Source organism: Adhaeribacter radiodurans, from assembly GCF_014075995.1.
Lineage (GTDB): Bacteria > Bacteroidota > Bacteroidia > Cytophagales > Hymenobacteraceae > Adhaeribacter > Adhaeribacter radiodurans.
This window is the reverse complement of sequence record NZ_CP055153.1, coordinates 2,454,782-2,477,948: the sequence shown is the minus strand read 5'-3', so window position 1 is coordinate 2,477,948 and position 23,167 is coordinate 2,454,782. Positions and strand designations below refer to the sequence as shown.

Here is a 23,167-nt window from a genome sequence, read left to right as displayed (position 1 = left end):
AATGTTAAATCTAATTATTGTTGCTTATTATTAAACTAAGCAATAGAATTAAAAATTAAAGAGAATAGGTTAATAAAAACAATAAACCGCCTAATGGTTACACAAGGGCGGTTTATTGTTTTTAAAATTATATTTAAATAATGTTACTAGGGAGTAAGCCCACTGGGTAAGCCGTTCGGAAATTCCTGAGTAATGGCTTGTTCAATTTTTGTAATTCGGTTTTCCGGATTCGGGTGGGTTTGAAAAAATTCAGGTGTGCTGGAGTTGCCGCCGCGCGAAGAAGCCAAAATATTCATAACCTCTACCATGGCTCTGGGATCGTAGCCGGCAGATGTAGTAAACCGTACCGCTAAGTTATCTGATTGAAGTTCATCATCCCGTCCGTATTTCAAGGTCATTAGCTTGGCAATTGCGGCGGCAGCTATAGGTCCGGCTACACTGCGCGGATTATCCGGGTCGTAGGTAGCCACTCCTGCTGCTCCTGCTAACCCTTGCGTTAGCTTGGCTTTTGCTAGTTGTTGCGCCGAATGCCGGGCTACAACGTGTCCGATTTCGTGCCCCAGTACGCCGGCCACTTGGCCTTCCGTTTTTAATTTACTTAATAGCCCCGCCGTAATAAACACCTGACCACCTGGTAAGGCAAAAGCATTTATGGTTTGTTCATCGGCCAGTAAATGAAAATCAAATTGGTAGGGAGTTTTACCGGCATCGGTTTGTTGCACAATACGCTGCCCAATTTCTTTTACCCGGGCGGCTGCCTCCTTATCGGGGTGTAAGCCGCCGTATTGCGCCGCCATTTGGGGAGCTGCCTGTAAGCCGAGAGCAATTTCCTGATCAACGGTCATATCTATGTGCTGCATTTCGCCGGTAACGGTATTTTCTTCGCGCTTACACCAATATGTTACCAGCGAAAAGCCGGCAATTAGTAAAGCAATAATGTATCTTAATCCTCCTCTCATAATAGTTTTAATTAGGTTACATACAAACCAATACTTTTGAAATTAGTATATTTCCGTTTGCCTTAAATGTGGAAAAAATAAAGCAAGTAGATCCGTAGAAAAGGCGAAAGCTCTTCCAAAATTTACTATTTCTTAAATTGGTTTGTATTAGTACAATAAATAAGTTATCACTCTATGAACGGCTTTTAGTAAGGATAGTTTCAGCCTGATTAGCTATGCCATATTAACTCTTTTATATTGAAAAGTAAATTCAGGAAATAAGGCCAAGTAGCTGATAATCTTACGTTTATTAATTAAATATCTTTAACAGTAATTAGTATTTAATGGCAGATGCAAGAAGAATACTATATTAGCTAAGTAGCTAAAACTTTTAATTTTAGTTTAGAATTAAAGGCAGTGTTTGGGTTATTTTAACCGATTTAAATAGAATTTTAAATGCAATGATTTAGATTAATTTCTAAATAGAAAAGCCATTCTGATTTAAATCAGAATGGCTTTGTTTTAATATATGGTGAACTTCTTAACTGGCGCTTAACGAGAAAAATTGTGCAGCAAAAGAATCAATTGCTGAAGCTTCGGTTAAGTAAGGCGACGAATAGGTTTTATCCGATCCGTAGATGTACAAACAAGTATTATTTTTTATTTTATTGATAATGGGCTTCGTTTCTTTTAGCGGTAATGCCGGGCACCCTAAACTACGTCCCAGACGACCATAACGTTGAATAAAATTGGCACTGACGTAATCGGCCCCATGGATTACTACGGCCCTGGCAAGTGCATTGGTGTTATAATTTTGATCGAGACCATTTAACTTTAAAGACAAGCCATGCTTACCCAAATACGTTTGAGCTGTTAAATAAAAACCCAGACTGCTTTTAAAAGAATTAGGTTCATTAGAAAAAGCCCGGGCAAATTCATCGCCGGTACCTTTACCGTGCGCTACCCAAGTATTAAACAATAATTTATGATTTTTCAGGTCTATTACCCACAACCTTTTTTGCCGGCTCGATTTAGTAAAATCTACAATGGAAAGAATGGGTTTGATGAAACTACCGGGTTTACTTTGAATATTATAATACCCTACTAAGGCCTTCCGGAAAAGAACAAAGTCTAAATTAGCTTTGTCTAAGCCGGTTTGCGTAAATAAAGTATGCAAATGCGTTTCGAAAGCTTGGGTTTTAACAGCTACTGATATTTCATCAGTGGAGCTGCTTTTTGCCTCGAATTTGTTTTTAATTGAATAACCCGGAGCAAAACTATTAGCCGGATAAGAAAAACTCACAATAACAAAGCACAAGTAAAAAATATATCTTTTAGCCATTAGCCAGTAATAAATGTATTTTCTGAACGACAAACGCAGCTTTTTATTTAATTTGTTCCGAAAAATGTCCTTTCAAAGCAAAAGTTTTTCACTTAACATTATATCTAAAGTAGTTAGTTAAATTTAAAAATGAATGATTTTATCTAAAAAGTTATTATACCACTTATCTTTTTGTTTGATTATTTGGACCTTAGCCGGAAGTTGTCGGTCTAAAGTTACTTTTCCGGATTTTGATTCGAAAGCCTGGAAAAATGATAAATATGCTTGCCAATCGGTACGAAATAAAATGATTCCGGAAGTTAAAAAGATAACCCCAAAGCTTCGTGGGTTAGCTATTTCGCAATTAATGGGAGTGCTGGGCAAACCGGACAGCGAGGCTTTGCTGGCCAACAATGAGCGCATTTATTATTATTACGTGCAACCGGGTAATCAATGCCAAAATAAACTCGAATTATCTACAGCAAATAAATTACTGGTACGGTTTAATGCCTTAGAACAGGTTAGTGAAATAACTTTTGAACAACCTTTACCCTAATAAATAAAAATGCCGTAATCAGGTGATTACGGCTTTTAAACAATATTAAATTTTTACAGAAGAAATTAAAAATCTTTAGCTTCCCGGCGCGAACGATCGAAGTACATCATGGTAATATAGCCGGTAAATGTACCTACAATCATGCCCAATAAAGAATTGGCCCCAAAAATCATTAAAGGCGATAGGTTAGATCCAAAAAGGTCCATCAATCGCAAGTCGGCTGTAAAGCTCTGATCAATAAAGTAAGAGTAAATAAATAAAAATATACCATAAAAAACGGATCCGACCAAGCCTACTAAAAAGCCAATGCCCAATCCATTCAAGTAAAACATGCCTTTTACTTTATGCTTAGAGAAGTAGTAAATAGCCATTGTAGCGGCAATAATAATAAAAACCATGGCCAGGAACCGGACGGTGTCATTTTTATCTAAACCGATTACTTTTAAGATTAAAAAGTAAATCATCATTGCTAAACCGCCGTAAATACCGTAGCGGAAACCAGTTTTTTCAACAGAAGGGTTATTCGAATTCATAAATCCAATGCTTTTTAAGTGAATTTGCTAGTTCAAATCTGCTTTGCTTACTAGCAAAATATTATTAAACCCATTTACTTAAATTTAAGTCAGCTAGTTGTGTTTTAAGTTAAAATTTTATTTTATAATAAAGCAAACGGGTGTTGTTCAGTAAAATAAACACAAATAGAAGGTAATTTTAAATAGCAATAAGGCGGAGCATATTAGGCAATTTATATATATAAAGGGTGATAAAGTATAGTATAAAACTAAGTTTAGCAATAGGTAAACTCTACTAAAAACTGGACAAAGTGGTTTTAATTTCGTACTTTTGCACCCAATTTTAATATAAGCATTCGAAATTTATGATTAGTACTTCCAATGTAAGTTTATCTTACGGTAAGCGGACATTATTTGAAGATGTTACCATTAAGTTTGTTCCCGGCAACTGTTACGGTTTAATTGGCGCAAACGGAGCGGGCAAATCTACCTTTCTTAAAATACTTTCCGGCGAAATTGATCCGCGTACCGGGAAAGTAGAAATTCCGGCGAATCAGCGCATGGCGGTTTTAAAGCAGAACCATTTCGAGTTCGATGAGTTTCCGGTAATTCAAACAGTAATTATGGGACATAAACGCCTGTATGATATAATGCAGGAAAAAGATGCTATTTACGCCAAAGCCGATTTTACCGAAGAAGATGGTATTCGGGCATCGGAGCTGGAAGGTGAGTTTGCTGATTTAGAAGGGTGGAACGCTGAAAACGACGCGGCTACCTTACTTAGTGGTTTAGGCATTGGCGAGGATTTACATTATTCTTTAGTTAAAGATTTAAGCGGTAACGAGAAAGTACGGGTGTTATTAGCCCAGGCGCTTTTTGGTAATCCAGATATTTTACTGCTCGATGAGCCTACCAACCACCTGGATGCCGAATCGATTATGTGGCTGGAGAATTTTCTGGATCAGTTTAATAATACGGTAATTGTAGTATCACACGACCGGCACTTTTTAGATTCGGTGTGTACCCACGTAGCTGATATTGATTTTGGGAAAATCAGCTTGTATGCCGGTAATTATACTTTCTGGTACGAATCTAGTCAATTGGCTTCTAAACAGCGTTCCGAAGCCAACAAGAAAACCGAAGATAAAAGGAAAGAACTCGAGGAATTTATTCGTCGTTTCAGTGCCAATGCTTCCAAATCCAAGCAGGCTACGTCACGTCAGAAATTATTAAATAAACTGACCTTAGAAGATATAAAACCTTCGTCGCGCAAATACCCGCACGTACAGTTTAAGCAAGAGCGCGAAGCAGGTAATCAATTGTTGCACCTGGAAGATATTAGTAAATCTACGGAAGATGGTACCTTATTATTTAAAGATGTAACCTTTACGGTAGAAAAGAAAGATAAGATAGCCATTTTAGGACGCAATGATTTATCGGCTTCTACGTTCTTTAAAATATTAATGGAAGAAACCCAGCCGGATAAAGGTACTTTTAAGTGGGGAACTACTACCAATGTGGCCTTCTTTCCGAAAGATAATGCCGAATATTTTAACACGGATTTAAACTTGGTAGATTGGCTGCGGCAATACTCCGTCGAAAAAGATGAAAGCTTTATCCGCGGATTTTTAGGCCGGATGCTGTTCTCGGGGGAAGAGTCGTTGAAAAAAGCTAATGTTTTATCGGGGGGTGAGAAAGTGCGGTGCATGTTATCCCGGATGATGCTGCAAAGCGGTAACGTTTTAATTCTGGACGAACCTACCAATCACTTAGACTTAGAATCGATTACGGCTTTAAATAACGGGTTAAAAGATTTTGCGGGCACGGTGTTATTTGCTTCACACGACTTACAATTTGTGGATACTATTGCCAACCGCATTATTGAATTAACGCCAAAAGGTATTATCGACAAACGAATGAGCTACGAAGAATACCTGGCGGATGAAAACATTAAACAATTAAGACTAAAAATGTATTCGTAGTTTAATTTGTTTATGCAACCATTTAAACAAAAATGGCATCTACAAGTAATGAGTTTAACTTAATACTAATACTATAAAATGACTATCTTATTTATAAATAAAAAAGCTTTCGGTATTTTACTGGGAGCTTTATTTTTTTACTCGGTATCCGGAGTGCAAGCCCAGGTCAAGGATTCTACCAACCAAAAACCAGCCTTAAACAATGAACTGCCCGGAGCACCCGTACCGGTACCAAACCAACCAAATCAAACAAGTCCGGCTACGCAGCCCACGGCTCCGGTTCAACAACCTACGCCGGAAAAAAAACCAACTCCCAGAACTACTCAGCCAGAGAAGGATGACTCAGACGCTCCGGTTTATCAGGCTGATCCTAATTTAGAGCCTTTACATCGTAAATCAAAAGCGGAAATGGGACAATCCGGTGAAGAAATGCCGAAAACTTTCCTTGACCGGACGTTTATAGGTAGTACCGGTGGTATTGGTTTTGGCTCCAATTCTTATTCGGGTTCGTACTTTAACATAAGTTTATCGCCCTTTGTTGGATACCGGATTTTAGATCGTTGGGCAGTAGGCCCGGGAGTTACGTACGAATACGTAGGCAGCAATGGCTATCACCTATCTACTTACGGTGGAAAATTGTTTACGCAGGTCGATTTGTTTAAAGGCATCTTGTTTCATGCCGAACATGAATTTTTGAGCGTAGCCGACTTAGAATTAAATCCAAGCCGGCAAATTGTAGAAACGCGCCGCAACATTAGTTCTACCTTAGCGGGAGGCGGTTACCGCCAAATGAATGGTAATTTCGGAATGGACTTGTACGTACTTTTTAATTTAAACAACGGCGTGTATCAATATCGGTCTAACCCAGTGGTACGCGTAGGCTTTATCTATAATTTACATTCCCGCAGGTAATCATTTACTAATTATCATTTACCATTTACCAAACACTTATAAATGTTAAGAATTTATTATTTACTGGATAAATAATAGACCATTGGTAAATGGTAATTGGTAAAAAACAAAAACCACCTGTTTTACGAGGTGGTTTTTTTATGCCAATAAGTTATTACTAAACTATCAAGCGCCTCGAATTAATCTTAACAGGATGGCAATTACTGCAATAACCAGCAGAATGTGAATTAACCCTCCAACGGCATCCGGAAAGCCCAGAAAACCAATTAACCATAATATAATTAATACAACGGCGATAATATACAAGGTGTTTCCCATAGTTTAAGGTGTTTGTTTAGTTTATAATGTTTGAAGATTAACTATTGTTAGGCTCGCCGTATTAATCCTAAAATAATTGAGATTACCGCAATAACTAACAAAATGTGAATTAAGCCACCTACAGCAGAAGGAAAGCCTAAAAAGCCAATGAGCCAAAGAATAATTAATACAACGGCGATAACATAAAGCAAATTTCCCATAGTTTTATTTAGTTTAGTTTGGTTTGGATGAATAAATTTGCTCACTTGTAAATTTTAGAAGAAGCTAAATTTATCCGGTTTTTAACATTTACGCACAAACATCAGAAAAGATTTATATTGGATTATTTTTTAGTAGTATTAGGTAATTGGCCTTTTATTAAAATTTTTAAAGGTATAGCTTAAACTTTTCACATATTTTTACTAAATAATTAATAATCAGCCACTTTAATATATTTCTAAAAACGTAAAATACTACTCATACCAATTAAAGTATCAAAATTAATTTTAGTCAATTATTTAACAATTCAAAGGTAAATAGCCATTTATTTCAATATTATAAACTATATATTTGGATTTTTTAGGAATTCTTTATATAGTTTAATATTTATAATAAATAATTAAAAAATTCTATGAAAAACATTGCGGTAATTGGCTCGGGTACTATGGGCAACGGCATCGCGCACGTTTTTGCGCAGCATCAATTTAAAGTTAACTTAGTTGATATTTCAAAAAATGCTTTAGAAAGGGCTCAACAAACCATTGCTAAAAACCTGGATCGCATGGTGGCCAAAGACCAATTAACCGCCGAACAGAAAGAGCAAACTCTTCAAAATATTACTTTACAAACCGAACTTGCCCTTGGCGTGCAGGAAGTAGATTTAGTAATTGAAGCCGCTACCGAAAACGTAGAGTTAAAAAAGCAAATTTTCCGGGAGTTAGATGAAAAATGCCCGGCTTCAACCATTCTGGCAACTAATACTTCTTCTATTTCCATTACGCAAATTGCTTCCGTTACCAACCGCCCTGAAAAGGTAATTGGGATGCATTTTATGAATCCGGTTCCCGTAATGAAGCTAGTAGAAATTATAAAAGGCTATAATACCACCGAAGAAGTTACCGAAACAGTTCGGCAGCTTTCGCATACACTAGGAAAAACTCCGGTGGTAGTTAATGATTATCCGGGCTTTATAGCTAACCGGATTTTAATGCCTATGATTAACGAGGCTATTTACAGTTTATACGAAGGTGTGGCGGGCGTTACCGAGATTGATACTGTCATGAAATTAGGCATGGCACACCCCATGGGACCGCTTCAACTTGCCGACTTTATCGGCCTAGATGTATGCTTATCTATTTTGAGAGTATTACACGAAGGTTTTGGTAACCCGAAGTATGCACCATGTCCTTTATTAGTAAATATGGTACAAGCCGGACACAAAGGAGTAAAATCGGGCATTGGTTTTTATACCTATACCCCCGGCAGCAAAGATTTACTAGTAGCCGAGCGGTTTAGATAGTTGCAGGTTGAAAGGTTGAAAAGTTAAAAGGTTGTAAGGTTAATATTCTAAAATTATAGTGTATAAAACCTTACTAAATAGTTCTTTTGAATAAACAATTTACTAAATCAACCTTTTAACCTTTCCAACCTTTCAACAACTAAACCGCCACGCTATTTTCGCGCAGTGCTTCGTTTAAGGAGGTTTTTAAATCGGTACTTTCTTTCCGCTGACCAATGATTAGGGCGCAAGGTACCTGGTAATCGCCGGCTGGGAAAGTTTTATTGTACGAACCAGGAATAACTACCGAACGCGGCGGCACATAACCATTGTAAATAACCGGCTCGGGTTGCGTTACATCAATTATTTTAGAAGAACCAGTAATACATACATTGGCACCAATTACGGCTTCTTTACCAATATGGCATCCTTCTACTAAAATGCACCGGGAACCAATAAAAGCGCCATCTTCCACAATCACCGGTGAGGCTTGCACGGGCTCTAGTACACCTCCAAGTCCTACTCCCCCACTTAGATGCACATTTTTACCTACTTGCGCGCACGATCCAACGGTAGCCCAGGTATCCACCATGGTTCCTTCGTCTACGTAGGCGCCAATATTTATATACGACGGCATCATAATTACACCTTTCGCTACGTAGGCACCGTAACGGGCAACAGCATGGGGTACTACCCGCACGCCTAATTGTTCGTAATTTTGTTTTAAAGCCATTTTATCGTGAAACTCAAACGGCCCGACTTTAATGGTTTCCATTTTCTGAATCGGAAAATACATTAAAACCGCTTTTTTAATCCATTGATTTACTTGCCATTTACCATCGCCCGTTGGTTCGGCCACCCGCATTTTACCTTTTTCGAGTTGTTCAATTACTTCGCGGATAGCATCGGTGGTGGCTGCTTCCTGCAATTTAGTCCGGTCGGTCCAGGCTTCTTCAATTAGTTGTTGCAATGTCATATTCGTCGTATCTGAAAGTATATTCGTGGCGTAAAAGTAGCAGATTCTCCCTAATGAAGAAAACCCGCATCTTACTATCTTCTGTGTTAAAGCCAATAAACGACACCCGGATGTTGGAAAAACTAGGTAGTTCGTTGGCCCAAATACCGCAAACGGAGATACACATTGCTGGTTTTCCAGTAAAAGAACCTCAAACAATTTTGCCTATTCAATTTCATTCCTTTGCTTATTTTAAAAGGTTAAGTTGGGGCCGGGTAAAAGTACAATGGCAATATTGGCAATTGTTGCGGCGGTTAAAACCCCATTTAATAATAGTAAGTACCCACGAACTTTTATTTATTACTTCGCTGTATAAACTCCTGCACGGGGGTAAAATCTGGTACGATGTGCGGGAAAATTATTTTCTGAATCTTATCACTCAAAACGCTTATCCTTATATAATTAAGTATTTATTGGCTTATGCTATTCGCGGGTTCGAATACCTATCGTCCTCTTTTATAAATTTTTATTTATTAGCCGAAAAATCGTATGCTGCGGAGCTTCCTTTCTTAAAAAACAAATTTATCCTTTTGGAAAATAAGTTTAAGCAAATGGCCAAGCCACCTTATTTACCTAAGCGTTACCCGATTAAAATAAATACACAGCAAGTTAAACTCTTGTATTCGGGTACTATTTCCGAAATGCATGGTATTTTTGAAACAGTAGAACTATGCCGGCACTTGCATCAGGAAAACGCCGGTTTTTCGCTCACCATAATTGGCTATTGTGCCATTGCTTCCACTTTACAAAAGTTAAAATCAGCAATCAAGGACAAACCTTACATTACTTTAATTGGGGGTGATAAACTTGTTCCGCATTCTGAAATTATAGAATATATTCAACAAAGCGATTTAGGTTTACTGCCCTACCAACCGCATCCGAGTACTTTTAGTTGTACTCCCACCAAATTATTTGAATACCTGGCAAATGGTTTACCCGTATTAGTGCAGCAAAATCCCAATTGGGCGAATCGCGTAGATCAATACCAGGCCGGAATTAATCTGGATTTTAGAACAGTAGATTACCAGCAATTACTTCGGCAATTACAGGAACAAGTGTTTTTTCCAACTGGTGTTCCGGAAGATGTATTCTGGGAAACAGACGAATGCAGATTAATTAAGTTATACAACAAGAATTTTTAAGGTTATATAAATAAAATAATCTAAATTATTAAAATAAATTTTTAGACTTGTCTAAATTTTAAATAATTAATGTATATTTGTTGTGAATAAGAAGGTTATGAGAAAATCTAAAATTGCCGGAGTAGGCCATTATGTACCTGAGAAGGTGGTAACCAATGCGGACCTGGAAAAAATAATGGAAACTTCTAACGAGTGGATTATAGAACGGACTGGCATAGAAGAACGCCGGTATTTTGAACCCGGTAAAGATACTACCGCAAACATGGGAGCTAAAGCGGCCAAAAAAGCTTTGCAAATGGCGGGTTTAGATAAATCTCAATTAGACATGATTGTGTTTGCCACTCTAAGTCCGGATTATGTTTTTCCGGGTTCGGGGGTATTGTTGCAACGTGATATGGGCTTAAAAGAAATTCCGGCCCTGGATGTGCGTAACCAATGTTCCGGTTTTATTTATGCGTTGTCCGTGGCCGATCAATTTATTAAAACGGGTATGTACAACAATGTGCTGGTAGTTGGTTCCGAAATTCATTCTTCGGGTTTAGACATGACAACCCGCGGCCGGGCAGTATCGGTAATTTTTGGGGATGGAGCCGGAGCCGTGGTACTTACTCCTTCCGAAGATGAAAATACGGGTATTTTATCGACGCATTTACATGCCGATGGTGAACTGGCCGAAGAATTATCTTGTCTGGCCCCCAGCAGTAATGCCCCCGAGCGCCTTACCCAAGAAATGATCGATAATGGTTCTATTTACCCTATTATGAACGGCCAAACAGTTTTTAAAAATGCGGTGGTGCGGTTTCCGGAAGTAATTATGGAAGCTTTAAACAAAAACGGTTATAAACCCACCGATATCGACATGCTTATTCCGCACCAGGCTAATTTACGGATTACGTCTTTCATTCAGCAAAAAATGGGTTTACCTGCCGAGAAAGTATTTAGCAATATTCAGCGGTATGGCAATACTACGGCGGCTTCGGTGCCTATTGCTTTGAGCGAAGCCGTAGCGCAAGGAAAAATAAAATCGGGCGATTTAGTGTGTTTGGCGGCTTTTGGTAGTGGATTTACCTGGGCTTCTGCCCTAATCAGATGGAATTGATTACAGTTGATAGTTGCTGGTTGTTAATTATTTGCATTTAGACCATAGTCGATAGTCCATGATCAACAGCCACTAAGTGAAATGATTGATGGGTTATTAGATTGCTTGGTTGTTAAATTCTAAATTCCTAACCGCAAAACCTTACAACTTTCTAACTTTTTAACCTTCTAACTTGCAACAATTAATAACGACCAACAAACAACTAAATTAAGAAGTGCTGAGTTATACCGAAGAAAATTATATTAAAACCATTTATAAGCTTTCCCAGAGCAATAACCGGGAGGTAAATACCAATGCCATTGCCGAAGCACTGCAAACTAAAGCGGCTTCGGTAAGCGATATGTTAAAAAAATTAAGTGGTAAAAATATTATTTTTTATGTTAAATACAGGGGAGTCTCCTTATCGCCGGAAGGGCAGCAAATTGCTTTACAGATTATCCGGAAGCATCGCCTTTGGGAAGTATTTTTAGTAGAGAAGCTGCGCTTTAACTGGGACGAAGTGCATGAGGTAGCCGAAGAGCTGGAACATATTACCTCACCCCTATTGGTACAACGCTTAGATGAATTTTTAGGATTTCCCAAAATTGACCCGCACGGTGATCCTATTCCAACTGATGAAGGCATTATTCATCAACCCGAACAAGTACTGGCTGCCGATTTATCTGTTAATGCCAGCGGAGTAGTAAGCGGCGTAAAAGATAAGCAACCTTTATTCTTACAACACCTGGACAAAATAGGAATATGCCTGGGCATGAAAATTACGGTTCTGAACCAGATTGCTTACGATAAATCCATGGAAATTAAATTAGAAGATGATAAAAACCTGGTGATTTCGCACGAAGTAGCCCGCAACCTTTTTATCACGATCTAAAAGCTGGTTAATTTTTATTGCGGCAATAAAAGAATAATAAACAATCAATCTTTCCCAGAAGCCGACAAGGCTCACTAGTTCAACATGACGGATTAATGCCACAGGATTAAACCTGGATTAAAAATTTTACAACCCTGCCTATGTTAAACCAAAATACTATATCAAGGAGTAAATCTTTAGAAGAAGTAAATGCCACTGTAGACACTACCGGACAGAAAAGCTTCTGGCGAAAATTATTTTCCTTTATGGGACCTGCTTACCTGGTGAGTGTAGGCTACATGGACCCTGGTAATTGGGCCACCGATATTGCCGGCGGTAGTCAGTTTGGTTATAAATTAATTTGGGTTTTACTCATGTCGAACCTGATGGCTTTGCTGTTGCAAAGTTTAAGTGCCCGCTTAGGAGTAGTGCAGGGAAAAGACCTGGCCCAGGCTTCGCGGGAGTTTTACCCGGGAATTATTAATATACCGCTTTACATTTTAGCCGAAATTGCTATTGCCGCTTGCGACTTAGCGGAGGTGCTGGGTATGGCCATTGGGTTACAGTTGTTATTTGGATTGCCCTTAATTTGGGGCGTTAGTGTAACCGTGCTCGACACGTTTTTACTTTTATTTTTGATTAACCAGGGTATGCGCAAAATGGAAGCCTTTATCTTGGTACTGGTAACCATTATTGGGGGTGCTTTTGTGCTCGAAATGTTGTTTGCCAAACCCGCTTTCAGTGACATTGCATCCGGCCTGGTTCCGAGTATTCCTAATAACGAAGCTTTGTACATAGCAATAGGTATTATTGGCGCTACCGTAATGCCGCATAATTTGTATTTGCATTCGTCGTTGGTGCAAACCCGTAAGTTTGAGCGAACCCTGGATGGTATTAGAAAAGCCATTAAATTTAATTTTATCGATTCGGCTATTGCCTTAAACCTGGCTTTATTTGTAAATGCCGCCATTTTAATTTTAGCGGCTACTGCTTTTCACAAAAATGGCATGTATGCCGTAGCCGAAATTAAAGATGCGCATAAATTTCTGGCTCCTTTACTCGGTACCCAATGGGCTCCAGTATTGTTTGCTGTTGCTTTAATTGCTGCTGGCCAAAGCTCCACTCTTACCGGCACGTTGGCGGGTCAGATAGTAATGGAAGGGTATTTAAACTTGCGCATTCAGCCGTGGCTCCGCCGCATGATTACCCGTTTATTAGCCGTTGGTCCAGCCTTGTTTGTAATTGCCTATTTCGGCGAAGAATACACGGGCAAGCTATTGGTTTTTAGTCAGGTTATATTAAGTATGCAGTTAGGTTTTGCAATTATTCCGCTTATTCATTTTGTGAGTAGCCCAAAGCGCATGGGCGATTTTGTAATTGGGATCTGGGTTAAAATTGGGGCGTGGGTTGCCGCTACTATTATTGTTATTTTAAACATTAAATTGGTTTTTGAAGAAATTTCCGGCTGGCTGGCATCCACCTCGCATCCTACCCTGATCTGGCTTACGGCAGTACCCATCGCAATAGCAGCCTTAGTACTGCTCCTGTACATTACTTTTCAGCCTATGGTAGTAAAAGCGTTGCGGCCGCATTCGGTAGCCCCGCACCATCGGGCCGTAGAATACCAACCTTTAGCCAAACCCATTTACTCCCGCATTGCTATAACTTTAGATTTCAGTGAAGTAGATAAATACGTTATAAATAATGCTTTAGCTATAGGTAACCAAGGGGCAGAATACGTGTTAATTCACGTGGTAGAAACGGCCGGGGCCATGGTTATGGGCGAAGATATCGAAGATTTTGAAACGAGCTCAGATAAACAAAACCTGGATCGTTACGCCAAAGACTTGCGCGAAAAAGGCTACCACATAAAGGTAGAACTAGGTTACGGCAATCCCAAAAAATGTATTCCCAAAATTGTAAAGAATTTTGAAGCCGAACTATTGGTAATGGGCTCCCACGGCCATCGTTTAATGAAAGATTTAATTTTAGGTACCACCATCGATTCTGTGCGGCACTCCGTCAAAATTCCGGTGTTGGTAGTGTAGAAGTTACCACAAAGCTTTCTTTATTATATCAGGATTAAACCAACGGAACAAATACGGACTTCCCGCTTGTTTCGTTAAAAAAAGGAACTACAAGTTTGCTAAGCTAAAAGCCTCACCAAAACTGTGGCACACCTTTTACTTTTTGAATTATAAACTATGCCTTTCTTCCGATTTCTATTCTTCTTTTTAGTTTTAATTTACTTGGGTGTATTCCCTTGTAAGGCCAGTGCCGAAACTAAAAACTACAATAAGCCGGATAAACCTAAAAAAGCAACTATTCAGTGGCTTACCTTTGAAGAAGCCGTAGCAAAAAGTAAAAAAGAACCACGTAAAATTTTTATAGATGTATACACAGATTGGTGTGGCTGGTGCCGCAAAATGGAAAAAAGTACCTTTGCGGATCCCACCGTTGCCGATTATGTGAATAAGAACTATTACGCTGTGCGGTTAGATGCCGAAGGCACAAAACCCATTACCGTAGAAGGAAAAACCTACAAGTTTAATGAAGCAAACCGTTCGCATGAGCTAGCCTACGCTTTACTTCAAGGTCAATTAAGTTTTCCGACTACCGTTTACCTCGACGAAAATTTAAAAATTATATCACCGGTGCCGGGCTACCTTGACGTAAAAACGTTCCGGAATATTATTACCTATTTTGGGGAAAACCATTATAAGAAAGTAACTTTCGAACAATTTACCGCCGGCCAAAAGCAAGCTGGCAAACAAAAATAAACTTTGTATACTCCGTTTTGTCAAACGCATCTTTTTTTTCTAACCACGATACCATTGTAGCGGTAGCTACTGCTGCAGGTAAAGGCGCAATAGCCGTAATTCGATTATCTGGGCTCCAAGCCGTTCAAATAGCAAATTCCGTTTTTAAGGGGAAAGATTTACGTACCCAGGCGTCGCATACCATTCATTTTGGTACCATCCGCGACGGAGCCAGGCTCGTAGACGAAGTGCTGGTATCTTTGTTTTTAGCGCCTCACTCCTACACCAAAGAAAACGTAGTCGAGATTTCCTGCCACGGCTCCGATTATATTGTGCAGGAAATAATAAAATTACTGTTAAAAAATGGTGCTCGTTTGGCCCAGGCCGGCGAATTTACTAAACGGGCTTTTCTGAATGGCCAGTTTGATTTAGCTCAGGCGGAGGCCGTAGCTGATTTAATTGCTGCCGATTCTTCTAAATCGCACGAAGTAGCTTTAAAACAAATGCGTGGTGGTTTTTCTGCCGAGATTAAAGCCCTGCGGGCCCAACTGATACACTTTGCCTCGTTAATTGAACTGGAATTAGATTTCGGAGAAGAAGACGTGGAATTTGCTGACCGTTCGGCATTAGAAAACCTGATTCACGAATTACAAAGGCTCATCCGCAACTTATTGCAATCTTTTGCTTTAGGCAACGTAATTAAAAACGGCGTACCAACCGTAATCGTGGGAAAACCTAATGCCGGGAAATCTACTTTGCTCAACGTTTTACTCAACGAAGAAAAAGCCATTGTATCCGATGTACCGGGTACTACCCGCGATTTTATCGAAGACGAAACTTCCATTGAAGGAATCTCTTTTCGGTTTATTGATACCGCTGGCTTGCGCGAAACCCAGGATAAGGTAGAAGCTATTGGCGTGGAACGCTCCCGTCAGAAAATAGAAGAAGCTGCCTTAATTATTTATTTATTTGATGTAAATGAGCTTACTCCCGCCGATCTGGCTTTAGAGCTGCAAAGCTTAAATTCGAATGGCAAACCCGTTTTAGCCGTAGCCAATAAAGTAGATTTAGCGAGTAATTTAAATCAAGCTGCCTATGAAGCGGTTACCCCCATACTGTTTATTGCTGCCGCGGATAAAACCGGCATCGAACTGCTGAAAGAAAAATTAATTTCTACGGTAAACCAAGGTAACCTTAATACCGGTTCCAGTACCATTGTTACCAATCTACGACATTACACTAGCTTAGAGCAAACGTATCAAGCCCTTGATGCTGTTTTGCAAGGTTTATCTACTGGCATCAGTGGCGATTTCTTAGCCGCCGACATTCGCCGGGCTTTATATGCTCTAGGTGAAATTACTGGCGATATAACTACCGATGATTTATTAGAAAATATTTTTAGTAAGTTTTGTATCGGAAAGTAATTTAAGATAAACCAAATAAAAATAAAGTCAAGGGTTTTTTTCAGATATTTCGGTTTAAGTTAAACCTTATATTTTTAACTGTTTAATTATAATTATGCTATCAGAGGAAAAGTTTTTATACAAAATACTTAGAAATTATAAAGATACAGTTAAAAACAGGCGTTTAGATCAGGATTTTCAAATAGTAGCACTGTCAATGCAGTTGTTGACATTATCATTACAAGTGAAACCTTCAGAAGGCAATAAAAATTTAAATAAAACATTACGAGATTATAATAAATTAAATAGCAATTTAGAAGCTAACAATATAGATTTTGATATTTTAGTAAAAGAGAAAGTTTATATAAATACATATTTTCATTTTGAAGAATTTATTTTTAAAACCTTTGAGGCACTTTACAAATATCTTCCTAAGTTTTTAATGTTAGATGAAATAACGATTGATTATGAAGACTTGTTTGAATAAAGCACCATAAGATATATAAGAAATAAAGTAATAGAAAAGAAAGTAAAATCAATAATTCAAGGTTGCAATGTTTATAATCTATTAAGTAAGTTCAATTCAATATTTAAGATTGATTTTAACTATGATAAAGTCTTACTTGATAGACTATTCATTTTATCCCAGAACAGAAATATTCTTGTTCATAACAAGGGGATAGTAAACAACATATACCTTATTGAGCTTAATAAAAAATCATTGATTACTAATTTAAATTTAGGTGAATATGTATTAAAAGATTTAGATCATACTGATGAAATTAGTAAAGCTTGAGATTTGATTGATGATCTATTTAAACATATTAGATTAACTATTATAAAGGATCACACTAGATTAGTTAATTATCATAATAATTTAAAGAAAAAATAACAAGGAAAATTTATTAGATTAGAAAACCTTCGTGATTAAATTAATTTACAAGTCACACAAACTAGTTTAATGTTGATTTGTGTTTTTTATGCATTAAAAAATAATCTACTACGGTTTTATAGCTTTCATTTTTTGAAGTTAGACCAATGTAAAAAGCTTTAGTTTTAGAGGTAAATTTTTTAATTACATACTTCTTAATTTAAAGCCCATTTAAGCTTGTTTAAAAACATTTTTATAATTGTATGGGCATACCATTATTTAAGCTTTTAATGCAGCCTTCAAGCCATAAACATTAAGTTAACCTATTTTAAACTATGGGCAATTAATTATTTAGTTATAATTTGTTAAACATTGTTATAAGTTAAAGTCTAAAAATTATTATTAAATAATATTTAGATAGTAATTGGATGAGTTTAGCTACATGTAAAAATTAAATTGCACTTCAACATGTTGGATAAATAAGGGAGTTATTTAATAATATTATTTAAACATCAATATTGTTTATTTTCGAGACATGTATAAGAAAAAATATACTAAAATGATTTTCAATCAACTATTAAATCAACAATGAGTAGAAATGATAATAAAAGAAAAATACTTTTCGATAAATTCGCTAATCACTTAAATTTATTAAAATAAAATAATTTTTTACCTGAATTGGAATTACCCTTTAGCAAGACATACATTTGTCCAATTTGTTTAATCAAGTTTTCAGAAGAAGCATTAAGCGAGAAGGTAAAAAACAATCTTACATTGGAGGACGCTCCGCCAAAATCTTTAGGTGGTAGTCAAATTGCTTTAACCTGTAAGAAGTGTAACAATACATGTGGTCATAAAGTAGACTTCCACTTATCAGTTAGGTTGCGTGAGCTTGATGAAAGGGCATTTAAACCTAATACAACTCAAAGAGTGACCCTCGCAAGGATGGTAAAACTGTAAATGGTTATGTTAAAGTAGATGACCATGGAAAAATGCAAGTTATTCACAGCATAAAGTACAATAATCCCATTATCCTTAAAGGATATATTGAATCCATAAATGCAAATACCTCAAATGGTATTGTTGAATTGATTCATAAGAAAACTAAAGTCGAACAAAGGTTATTTGGCATCGCTTTACTTAAATCAGCTTATATTTTAGCTTTTGCTAAATTTGGATATACATTTATTCTTAACAATGTTTATGATAGGTTAAGAGAACAACTTCTTAATCCAGATAAACAAATCTATCCAGAGCACTTTTGGACCGAGCAATCGGTTTTTTCTAAACAATATGAAGGGGTTCATTTTCTACCAAAAAAGGGTTTGAAAGTGTTTTTGTGATTTTCCCCCTAAAGAATGGTTCAACAATTAAAAGGTTCGGTGTATCGCTTCCATTTTTTACAAAGCCATTTGAAAATATTGTTGATAAAATTATTAATTTTCAACCTGGCCAATACTTGAGCTTTGATCCAATGGTAGGTGGCGACTATTTATATGACTTAAATGCAATAAATAAAGCAATGATTTGGATCCAAAATTTAAAAAAATAAAGAATTTTACATAAAGTTAAGTTTGATGTGAAGTTACCGGTGAAATCACTTTATATACAATAGTAAAAAAACCAATATACCTTTTTTTGTTGTTAATTTTACTTTTAAAATAAAATAATATTTACAATATATTGATTATAAGCTGATTAATACTCCCAATTTACCTTTTGCATTGGAAAGTAATCTAAGATAAACCAAATAAAAATAAAGTCAGGTGATAACACCTGACTTGGCTAAAAGAAGCGTTTCCTTTAATATTCCTTCCATACTAAAAGCTTGAACGAAATGGTTCACCTTTGAAAAGCTCCATTAGGTATGCAAAAGAGCAAGGCTTACCGGAGCTCTTTAGATTAATGCAGTTTAAGATTGTGGGGAGCGAATATACCATGTAGATTATCCAAGCCTACACAGACAGGCAGCGTCCATAAATTAAATTCCGAATTAATTCCCTAAACATCACTACTAGCCGTGAAACCTTAAGGTACTGGGGGCGGATTATTCAGGTCGGTGATAGGAATGGCATATTCTACCGCTACGAACTTCAGCGACTCGTTACCCTAGAGAGCATACAGCAATAACTCCGGTTTATCTATTTCAAATTCAACATCTAACAAGGAGGCATTGATATAGTAAAAGCCCATATGTTGGCGGTAACCTGTAACTTCGGTATTGTAACCGGCAGCAATGGCGTTTTGGATATTAGTATAGGGGGAAACTGTTAATCGTAGCTGATTAATTTTTTTATCCACCACGGGCGGCCCCTAGTCTATTTGATAGTTAAACAAAGCTTGCCCCGACAAGAAATAAGGTAGCCATAAAGCCTCTTATCAGGATAAAATTTACTTTTTTTAATAGCAATTACGTTTAATTAATTCATGACTTAGCCTTTTGATTGTTTATTATTGGGAAAGCGATAAAGAAGGCCGGGTAGTATTTCTTTCAGAAGCCACAGATTAAACAGCTATTATTAAACCCCATCGTGAGGCGCATGGTTTATTTCCGGCTTATGTAGTTCAGGGAAAGCAGGGAAAATAAATCAAATTAATATGCTTAAGGTACTGGATGGTGTTTGTTGCTTTTAGCCGGGCAGCCGCGATACGGCACATTCCTTACGCTCCGCGCCTATCCCTTGGTGCGCGCAGCAAACTATAATTTAGATGGCGGAAGCGCCCATGATCCATTTGCACTACACCAATTAAGTATTTAATAATCGGTACTTTACAAAAAGAATGGTTCTTTATTAATAAGCAATGGCTTTTAGGTAATTCAACCCTTTTTGGGTAATTACAAATTTACCCTGCCGGGAATGGCGTTTATCCAATAAATTACTTTTAATAAACCGTTGCGTAAGTAGGGCACCAATATAACGGCTATAATTAAACGAGGTACAACCTACAGAAATGTATTCCAGAATATCGGTCCGGCTTTTTGCCTGTAAACAGAATTCTAAAATTTCTTTTTTGACATCTTCTAACAGGGGAATTTCTTTTGCTTCTATCATAATTTGCTCTTTTCTTTAATTACTAAATAAATTGCATTCAGGAAGGTCAATGCCCTAAAGCCAGTATCTATCTTATAACGTTTAAATAATGATAGCGGATGCCTTTATTTAAGATACCTGGGCGGCTGTATTAAGGCAGAAAATAATAGATAGTATGTAAGGTATTTGATACCCTAGAAATTATAATCCTCTACCCAGCCCATTCGTTTGGGTTTGGAGAGCATATTGTTCTTCCAACCCTTGAATCTTCGATTGTAAAAGAGTTGTATAACTATCCACATTTTTCTTCTCTTCGTTCAGGAGACGATAAATCTCTTTTGATTTCTGGTGAATAAAAGTAGATTGGGTTTGATGTTCGTCTCTCAATCGGTCTATTCGGTTATTTTCCAATTCTACCGCCGCCTGCGTTACAGATAAGATCTGGTTTAGCACAACCGATGAAGTAACACTTGATTCTGACGGTAAACTTTCGCGTTTACTTTGTTTAACTTGCAAGGGAGAGCTGCTTGGCTTTATCACCCCTAAAATAGGTTTGGCTAGAGCACAATAAGCCGTATAACTTAATTCTGTGGCAGCCATCACCGCATCTATTTCTTTTAAGTCCGCCCGAAAGGTTACGATTCGGCCCGACCATTCGGCACTTTTCTTTTTCCAGCTATTCAAGAGTGCAACCAGTTCATTTTTAGTATTATCCAGCTCATATTTAAGTTGCATGGGGCTTTTTATCATTTCACTGGACATAACAAAAAATTAAAAAGTTAAAGAAAAAAAATGGAAGTTAATAAAGTGCGATTCGAGTGATTTACTAAAAACTAAAACTTTTACTTTCTAAAAAGTTGTTTCCCGGACTTAGCGCAATAAATAATTAGTACCGTTGCGGATCCACTTTTCAAAGAAGGAATTATCGTTAAATTCTCCGGTTAATAATTCAAAATCAGCCTTATTCTTTTCCGGACGAGAATCCATGAAATTTTGAAAATGCTTTTGATTATTGTCCACCCAATCTCTACCTTTTTTTAAAGCAACACATAGGTATTCACTGGTGGTAGTATCTACTAAATATTTTCTGTTCATCTTAGGTAATTTTTAGAATAAGTTAGAGTAATATTTTTAATGGCATGTGATAGAAAAAAGAAGAAACTTCTATTAGGCACAAATAATAAAAAAGCCTTACTGTTCGTAAGGCTTTCGTATCAGATATCTTATTTACAATTAAGCGAGTTTCACGTTTATTGCATTTAATCCTTTTCTTCCTTCTTGCAGGTCAAAAGTTACCTGGTCATTTTCTCTGATATCTTGCAACAAGCCAGATACATGGACAAAGTAATCTTGATCTGAATTTGCTTCTTTGATAAACCCGAACCCTTTCAGGTCATTAAAGAATTTTACTGTTCCGTTATTCATGTGATATTGTTATTTATACAAGTACCACATTTTTAAAGCAAGATAGGTTCCTTTATTTTTTACAAAATCAAATAAATATTTTTCAATTCAGAATAAAAAAGTAAAAACCGCGAAGAATATAGTGAAACGTTAGTCGAGGTAAATAATTAAGCCTTTGATATTTGCGCTCGGATAAATAAGAAAAAACAGGTCATGGGCTTAATGAATAATAATTACTAATTTAATTTATTTTTCTTCCTAAAACCGTAAAAATTTATTTAAACATTTTTCTTCGTAAGCAGTTTTTTCTCTATTAGAAAGCCTGTAATGTAAGTCTTAAAAGTATCAACTTATTACTTTATGTTTTCTTTCAGAAGAATTATGTCTAATTTTCCTAAATAATGAAGCGGTAAAATGTTTTATTATCAAACGTTCTCTTTAGGAGTTATTACTTTATCTAATTCTACATGCTAGCTACCATTTTTGATCAATGGAGTCAATCCAGTAAAAAAGTTCTGTTCCTCTTTAATATGGCCACTGGCCATTTTGATTATTTAAGCCCTTCTTTAACAACTCTTTGGGGAATAAAACGCGAGCAGGTTTTACATGATCCTAAGCAGCTAATCACGGCTATTGATCAGGATGATCAGGAAGCAGTTACTTTAAGATATGAGAAAGTACGCCAGGGTATTTCTATTGAAATTGAATTTAATATTTCGCTACCAGAAAACCAGCAGAAACAAGTTAAAGTAGAAGCCCAGCCTATTCTGGATGATAACCACGTGATAACCCACCTGATGGGCCAAGCCGAAGATGTTACTTTACAAGCCCAGTATCGCGAATATTTGATGGAGTTTAGCCGCAAAAAGAATAATACCTTGCACATTGTGGCCCACGATTTACAAGGCCCATTAGCTATTATGAAAAGCGTGGCCTCTTTACTAGATGCCGACCATGCCGAGCACCGGTATGAAGAACTGACCAACTATACCCAAATTATTAATAAGGCTTACCATGATTGCACCCAGCTTATTCATGAAGTACTATTAGACGAACATATTCATTCGGTGAGTACACCGGTAAGGCGCAATCGATTTGATGTTGTAAATAAGGTGCGACAAACGGCATCTACTTTTATCAAGTCCCAGGTGGTAAAAATACCCATTCACATTGAATCTCCGGAAGAAAAAATTATGGTGGAGTTGGATGAGGTAAAATTTACGCAAATCATCAATAACCTGATTACGAATTCCATTAAGTATACCCCACCGAAAGGAGAAATAACGATATCCCTGGTTTCGGAAGGGGCCAACTTACTGTTAACTCATGCAGATACCGGAATAGGTATTCCGGTGGAATTGCAACCTTATTTATTTGATAAGTATAACTCTAAAGCCCGGCGCCTAGGTTTGAACGGCGAAAAATCAAATGGTATTGGCTTATCCATTATTAAGGACCTGGTAGAGCTACAAGGCGGCAAAATAGAAGTGAAAAGCGAAGAAAATCAAGGTACCACGTTTTACCTTACTTTTCCTCTCCTTACTTAATCTCCGGATTCGGATATTTACTAAATGGC

25 protein-coding genes are annotated in these 23,167 nt (G+C 37.2%); 14 read left to right on the top strand and 11 right to left on the bottom strand.

Translation table 11 applies throughout. The annotated features are described in order from the left end of the window. Window positions 1-146: 146 nt before the first annotated feature. On the bottom strand, window positions 147-959 hold the full coding sequence (locus tag HUW48_RS10220) for a M48 family metallopeptidase (RefSeq protein WP_182415573.1): 813 nt from the start codon (window positions 957-959) through the stop codon (window positions 147-149). A 520-nt stretch (window positions 960-1,479) separates the two neighbouring features. Beyond that, window positions 1,480-2,280: a murein L,D-transpeptidase catalytic domain family protein gene (locus HUW48_RS10215; protein WP_182415572.1), complete on the bottom strand. Its 801-nt coding sequence runs from the start codon at window positions 2,278-2,280 to the stop codon at window positions 1,480-1,482. A 133-nt stretch (window positions 2,281-2,413) separates the two neighbouring features. Between HUW48_RS10215 and HUW48_RS10210 the strand changes: the two genes are divergently transcribed. After that, window positions 2,414-2,815 (top strand): hypothetical protein, encoded by a 402-nt coding sequence (locus HUW48_RS10210; RefSeq protein WP_182415571.1) that lies wholly within the window; start codon window positions 2,414-2,416, stop codon window positions 2,813-2,815. A gap of 65 nt (window positions 2,816-2,880) precedes the next feature. Here HUW48_RS10210 and HUW48_RS10205 read toward each other — a convergent pair whose 3' ends face one another. Continuing rightward, the gene (locus HUW48_RS10205) at window positions 2,881-3,348 is read right to left on the bottom strand and encodes a DUF4199 domain-containing protein (RefSeq protein WP_182415570.1); all 468 of its coding nucleotides are present in this window, start codon (window positions 3,346-3,348) and stop codon (window positions 2,881-2,883) included. 344 nt (window positions 3,349-3,692) lie between these two features. Between HUW48_RS10205 and HUW48_RS10200 the strand changes: the two genes are divergently transcribed. Further along, on the top strand, window positions 3,693-5,309 hold the full coding sequence (locus tag HUW48_RS10200) for an ABC-F family ATP-binding cassette domain-containing protein (RefSeq protein ID WP_182415569.1): 1,617 nt from the start codon (window positions 3,693-3,695) through the stop codon (window positions 5,307-5,309). A 78-nt stretch (window positions 5,310-5,387) separates the two neighbouring features. Then, window positions 5,388-6,221, top strand: a complete 834-nt coding sequence (locus HUW48_RS10195; RefSeq protein WP_182415568.1) for a hypothetical protein — start codon at window positions 5,388-5,390, stop codon at window positions 6,219-6,221. 165 nt (window positions 6,222-6,386) lie between these two features. Here the strand turns inward: HUW48_RS10195 and HUW48_RS10190 are convergent, their stop codons facing one another. Continuing rightward, entirely contained in the window at window positions 6,387-6,539 is a 153-nt protein-coding gene (locus tag HUW48_RS10190; RefSeq protein WP_106927268.1) for a lmo0937 family membrane protein, read from the bottom strand. A gap of 47 nt (window positions 6,540-6,586) precedes the next feature. Continuing rightward, the gene (locus HUW48_RS10185; RefSeq protein WP_182415567.1) at window positions 6,587-6,739 is read right to left on the bottom strand and encodes a lmo0937 family membrane protein; all 153 of its coding nucleotides are present in this window, start codon (window positions 6,737-6,739) and stop codon (window positions 6,587-6,589) included. Window positions 6,740-7,149: 410 nt separating this feature from the next. Between HUW48_RS10185 and HUW48_RS10180 the strand changes: the two genes are divergently transcribed. Then, window positions 7,150-8,037 carry a 3-hydroxyacyl-CoA dehydrogenase family protein gene (locus tag HUW48_RS10180; RefSeq protein ID WP_182415566.1) on the top strand — a complete coding sequence of 296 codons (888 nt, stop codon included), beginning with the start codon at window positions 7,150-7,152 and terminating at the stop codon, window positions 8,035-8,037. Window positions 8,038-8,176: 139 nt separating this feature from the next. On the opposite strand, the gene HUW48_RS10175 is transcribed toward HUW48_RS10180, so the two are convergent. Further along, on the bottom strand, window positions 8,177-8,992 hold the full coding sequence (locus HUW48_RS10175; RefSeq protein ID WP_182415565.1) for a 2,3,4,5-tetrahydropyridine-2,6-dicarboxylate N-succinyltransferase: 816 nt from the start codon (window positions 8,990-8,992) through the stop codon (window positions 8,177-8,179). A gap of 53 nt (window positions 8,993-9,045) precedes the next feature. Here HUW48_RS10175 and HUW48_RS10170 point away from each other — a divergent pair, with 53 nt between their 5' ends. The 9 genes from HUW48_RS10170 (at window position 9,046) to HUW48_RS10135 (ending at window position 18,498) form a co-directional block, all read left to right on the top strand. Next, on the top strand, window positions 9,046-10,173 hold the full coding sequence (locus HUW48_RS10170; RefSeq protein ID WP_182415564.1) for a glycosyltransferase: 1,128 nt from the start codon (window positions 9,046-9,048) through the stop codon (window positions 10,171-10,173). A gap of 97 nt (window positions 10,174-10,270) precedes the next feature. Then, a complete protein-coding gene (locus HUW48_RS10165; RefSeq protein ID WP_182415563.1) occupies window positions 10,271-11,272 on the top strand; it encodes a 3-oxoacyl-ACP synthase III family protein in 1,002 nt (333 codons plus the stop codon). 214 nt (window positions 11,273-11,486) lie between these two features. Further along, the gene (locus HUW48_RS10160; RefSeq protein ID WP_182415562.1) at window positions 11,487-12,143 is read left to right on the top strand and encodes a metal-dependent transcriptional regulator; all 657 of its coding nucleotides are present in this window, start codon (window positions 11,487-11,489) and stop codon (window positions 12,141-12,143) included. A gap of 140 nt (window positions 12,144-12,283) precedes the next feature. After that, window positions 12,284-14,170, top strand: coding sequence for an Nramp family divalent metal transporter (locus HUW48_RS10155; RefSeq protein WP_182415561.1), 1,887 nt, complete (start codon window positions 12,284-12,286; stop codon window positions 14,168-14,170). Window positions 14,171-14,326: 156 nt separating this feature from the next. Then, window positions 14,327-14,902 carry a thioredoxin family protein gene (locus tag HUW48_RS10150; protein ID WP_182415560.1) on the top strand — a complete coding sequence of 192 codons (576 nt, stop codon included), beginning with the start codon at window positions 14,327-14,329 and terminating at the stop codon, window positions 14,900-14,902. A 17-nt stretch (window positions 14,903-14,919) separates the two neighbouring features. Next, the gene (gene mnmE, locus HUW48_RS10145; protein ID WP_182415559.1) at window positions 14,920-16,305 is read left to right on the top strand and encodes a tRNA uridine-5-carboxymethylaminomethyl(34) synthesis GTPase MnmE; all 1,386 of its coding nucleotides are present in this window, start codon (window positions 14,920-14,922) and stop codon (window positions 16,303-16,305) included. 94 nt (window positions 16,306-16,399) lie between these two features. Further along, window positions 16,400-16,771, top strand: coding sequence for a hypothetical protein (locus tag HUW48_RS10140; protein ID WP_182415558.1), 372 nt, complete (start codon window positions 16,400-16,402; stop codon window positions 16,769-16,771). Window positions 16,772-17,833: 1,062 nt separating this feature from the next. Next, on the top strand, window positions 17,834-18,115 hold the full coding sequence (locus tag HUW48_RS27580) for an HNH endonuclease (RefSeq protein ID WP_394368459.1): 282 nt from the start codon (window positions 17,834-17,836) through the stop codon (window positions 18,113-18,115). 32 nt (window positions 18,116-18,147) lie between these two features. After that, window positions 18,148-18,498, top strand: coding sequence for a hypothetical protein (locus tag HUW48_RS10135; protein ID WP_182415557.1), 351 nt, complete (start codon window positions 18,148-18,150; stop codon window positions 18,496-18,498). 766 nt (window positions 18,499-19,264) lie between these two features. Here HUW48_RS10135 and HUW48_RS10130 read toward each other — a convergent pair. From HUW48_RS10130 to HUW48_RS10110, 5 genes are all read right to left on the bottom strand, one after another. Then, on the bottom strand, window positions 19,265-19,456 hold the full coding sequence (locus HUW48_RS10130; protein ID WP_182415556.1) for a hypothetical protein: 192 nt from the start codon (window positions 19,454-19,456) through the stop codon (window positions 19,265-19,267). Window positions 19,457-19,947: 491 nt separating this feature from the next. Continuing rightward, window positions 19,948-20,208, bottom strand: coding sequence for a hypothetical protein (locus HUW48_RS10125; RefSeq protein ID WP_182415555.1), 261 nt, complete (start codon window positions 20,206-20,208; stop codon window positions 19,948-19,950). 180 nt (window positions 20,209-20,388) lie between these two features. Next, window positions 20,389-20,949 (bottom strand): hypothetical protein, encoded by a 561-nt coding sequence (locus HUW48_RS10120; RefSeq protein WP_182415554.1) that lies wholly within the window; start codon window positions 20,947-20,949, stop codon window positions 20,389-20,391. 108 nt (window positions 20,950-21,057) lie between these two features. Further along, entirely contained in the window at window positions 21,058-21,282 is a 225-nt protein-coding gene (locus HUW48_RS10115) for a hypothetical protein (RefSeq protein WP_182415553.1), read from the bottom strand. 138 nt (window positions 21,283-21,420) lie between these two features. Beyond that, the gene (locus tag HUW48_RS10110) at window positions 21,421-21,612 is read right to left on the bottom strand and encodes a cold-shock protein (RefSeq protein ID WP_182415552.1); all 192 of its coding nucleotides are present in this window, start codon (window positions 21,610-21,612) and stop codon (window positions 21,421-21,423) included. Between the two features lie 446 nt (window positions 21,613-22,058). Here HUW48_RS10110 and HUW48_RS10105 point away from each other — a divergent pair, with 446 nt between their 5' ends. After that, window positions 22,059-23,138 (top strand): PAS domain-containing sensor histidine kinase, encoded by a 1,080-nt coding sequence (locus HUW48_RS10105; RefSeq protein ID WP_182415551.1) that lies wholly within the window; start codon window positions 22,059-22,061, stop codon window positions 23,136-23,138. The last annotated feature ends 29 nt before the right edge of the window (window positions 23,139-23,167 follow it).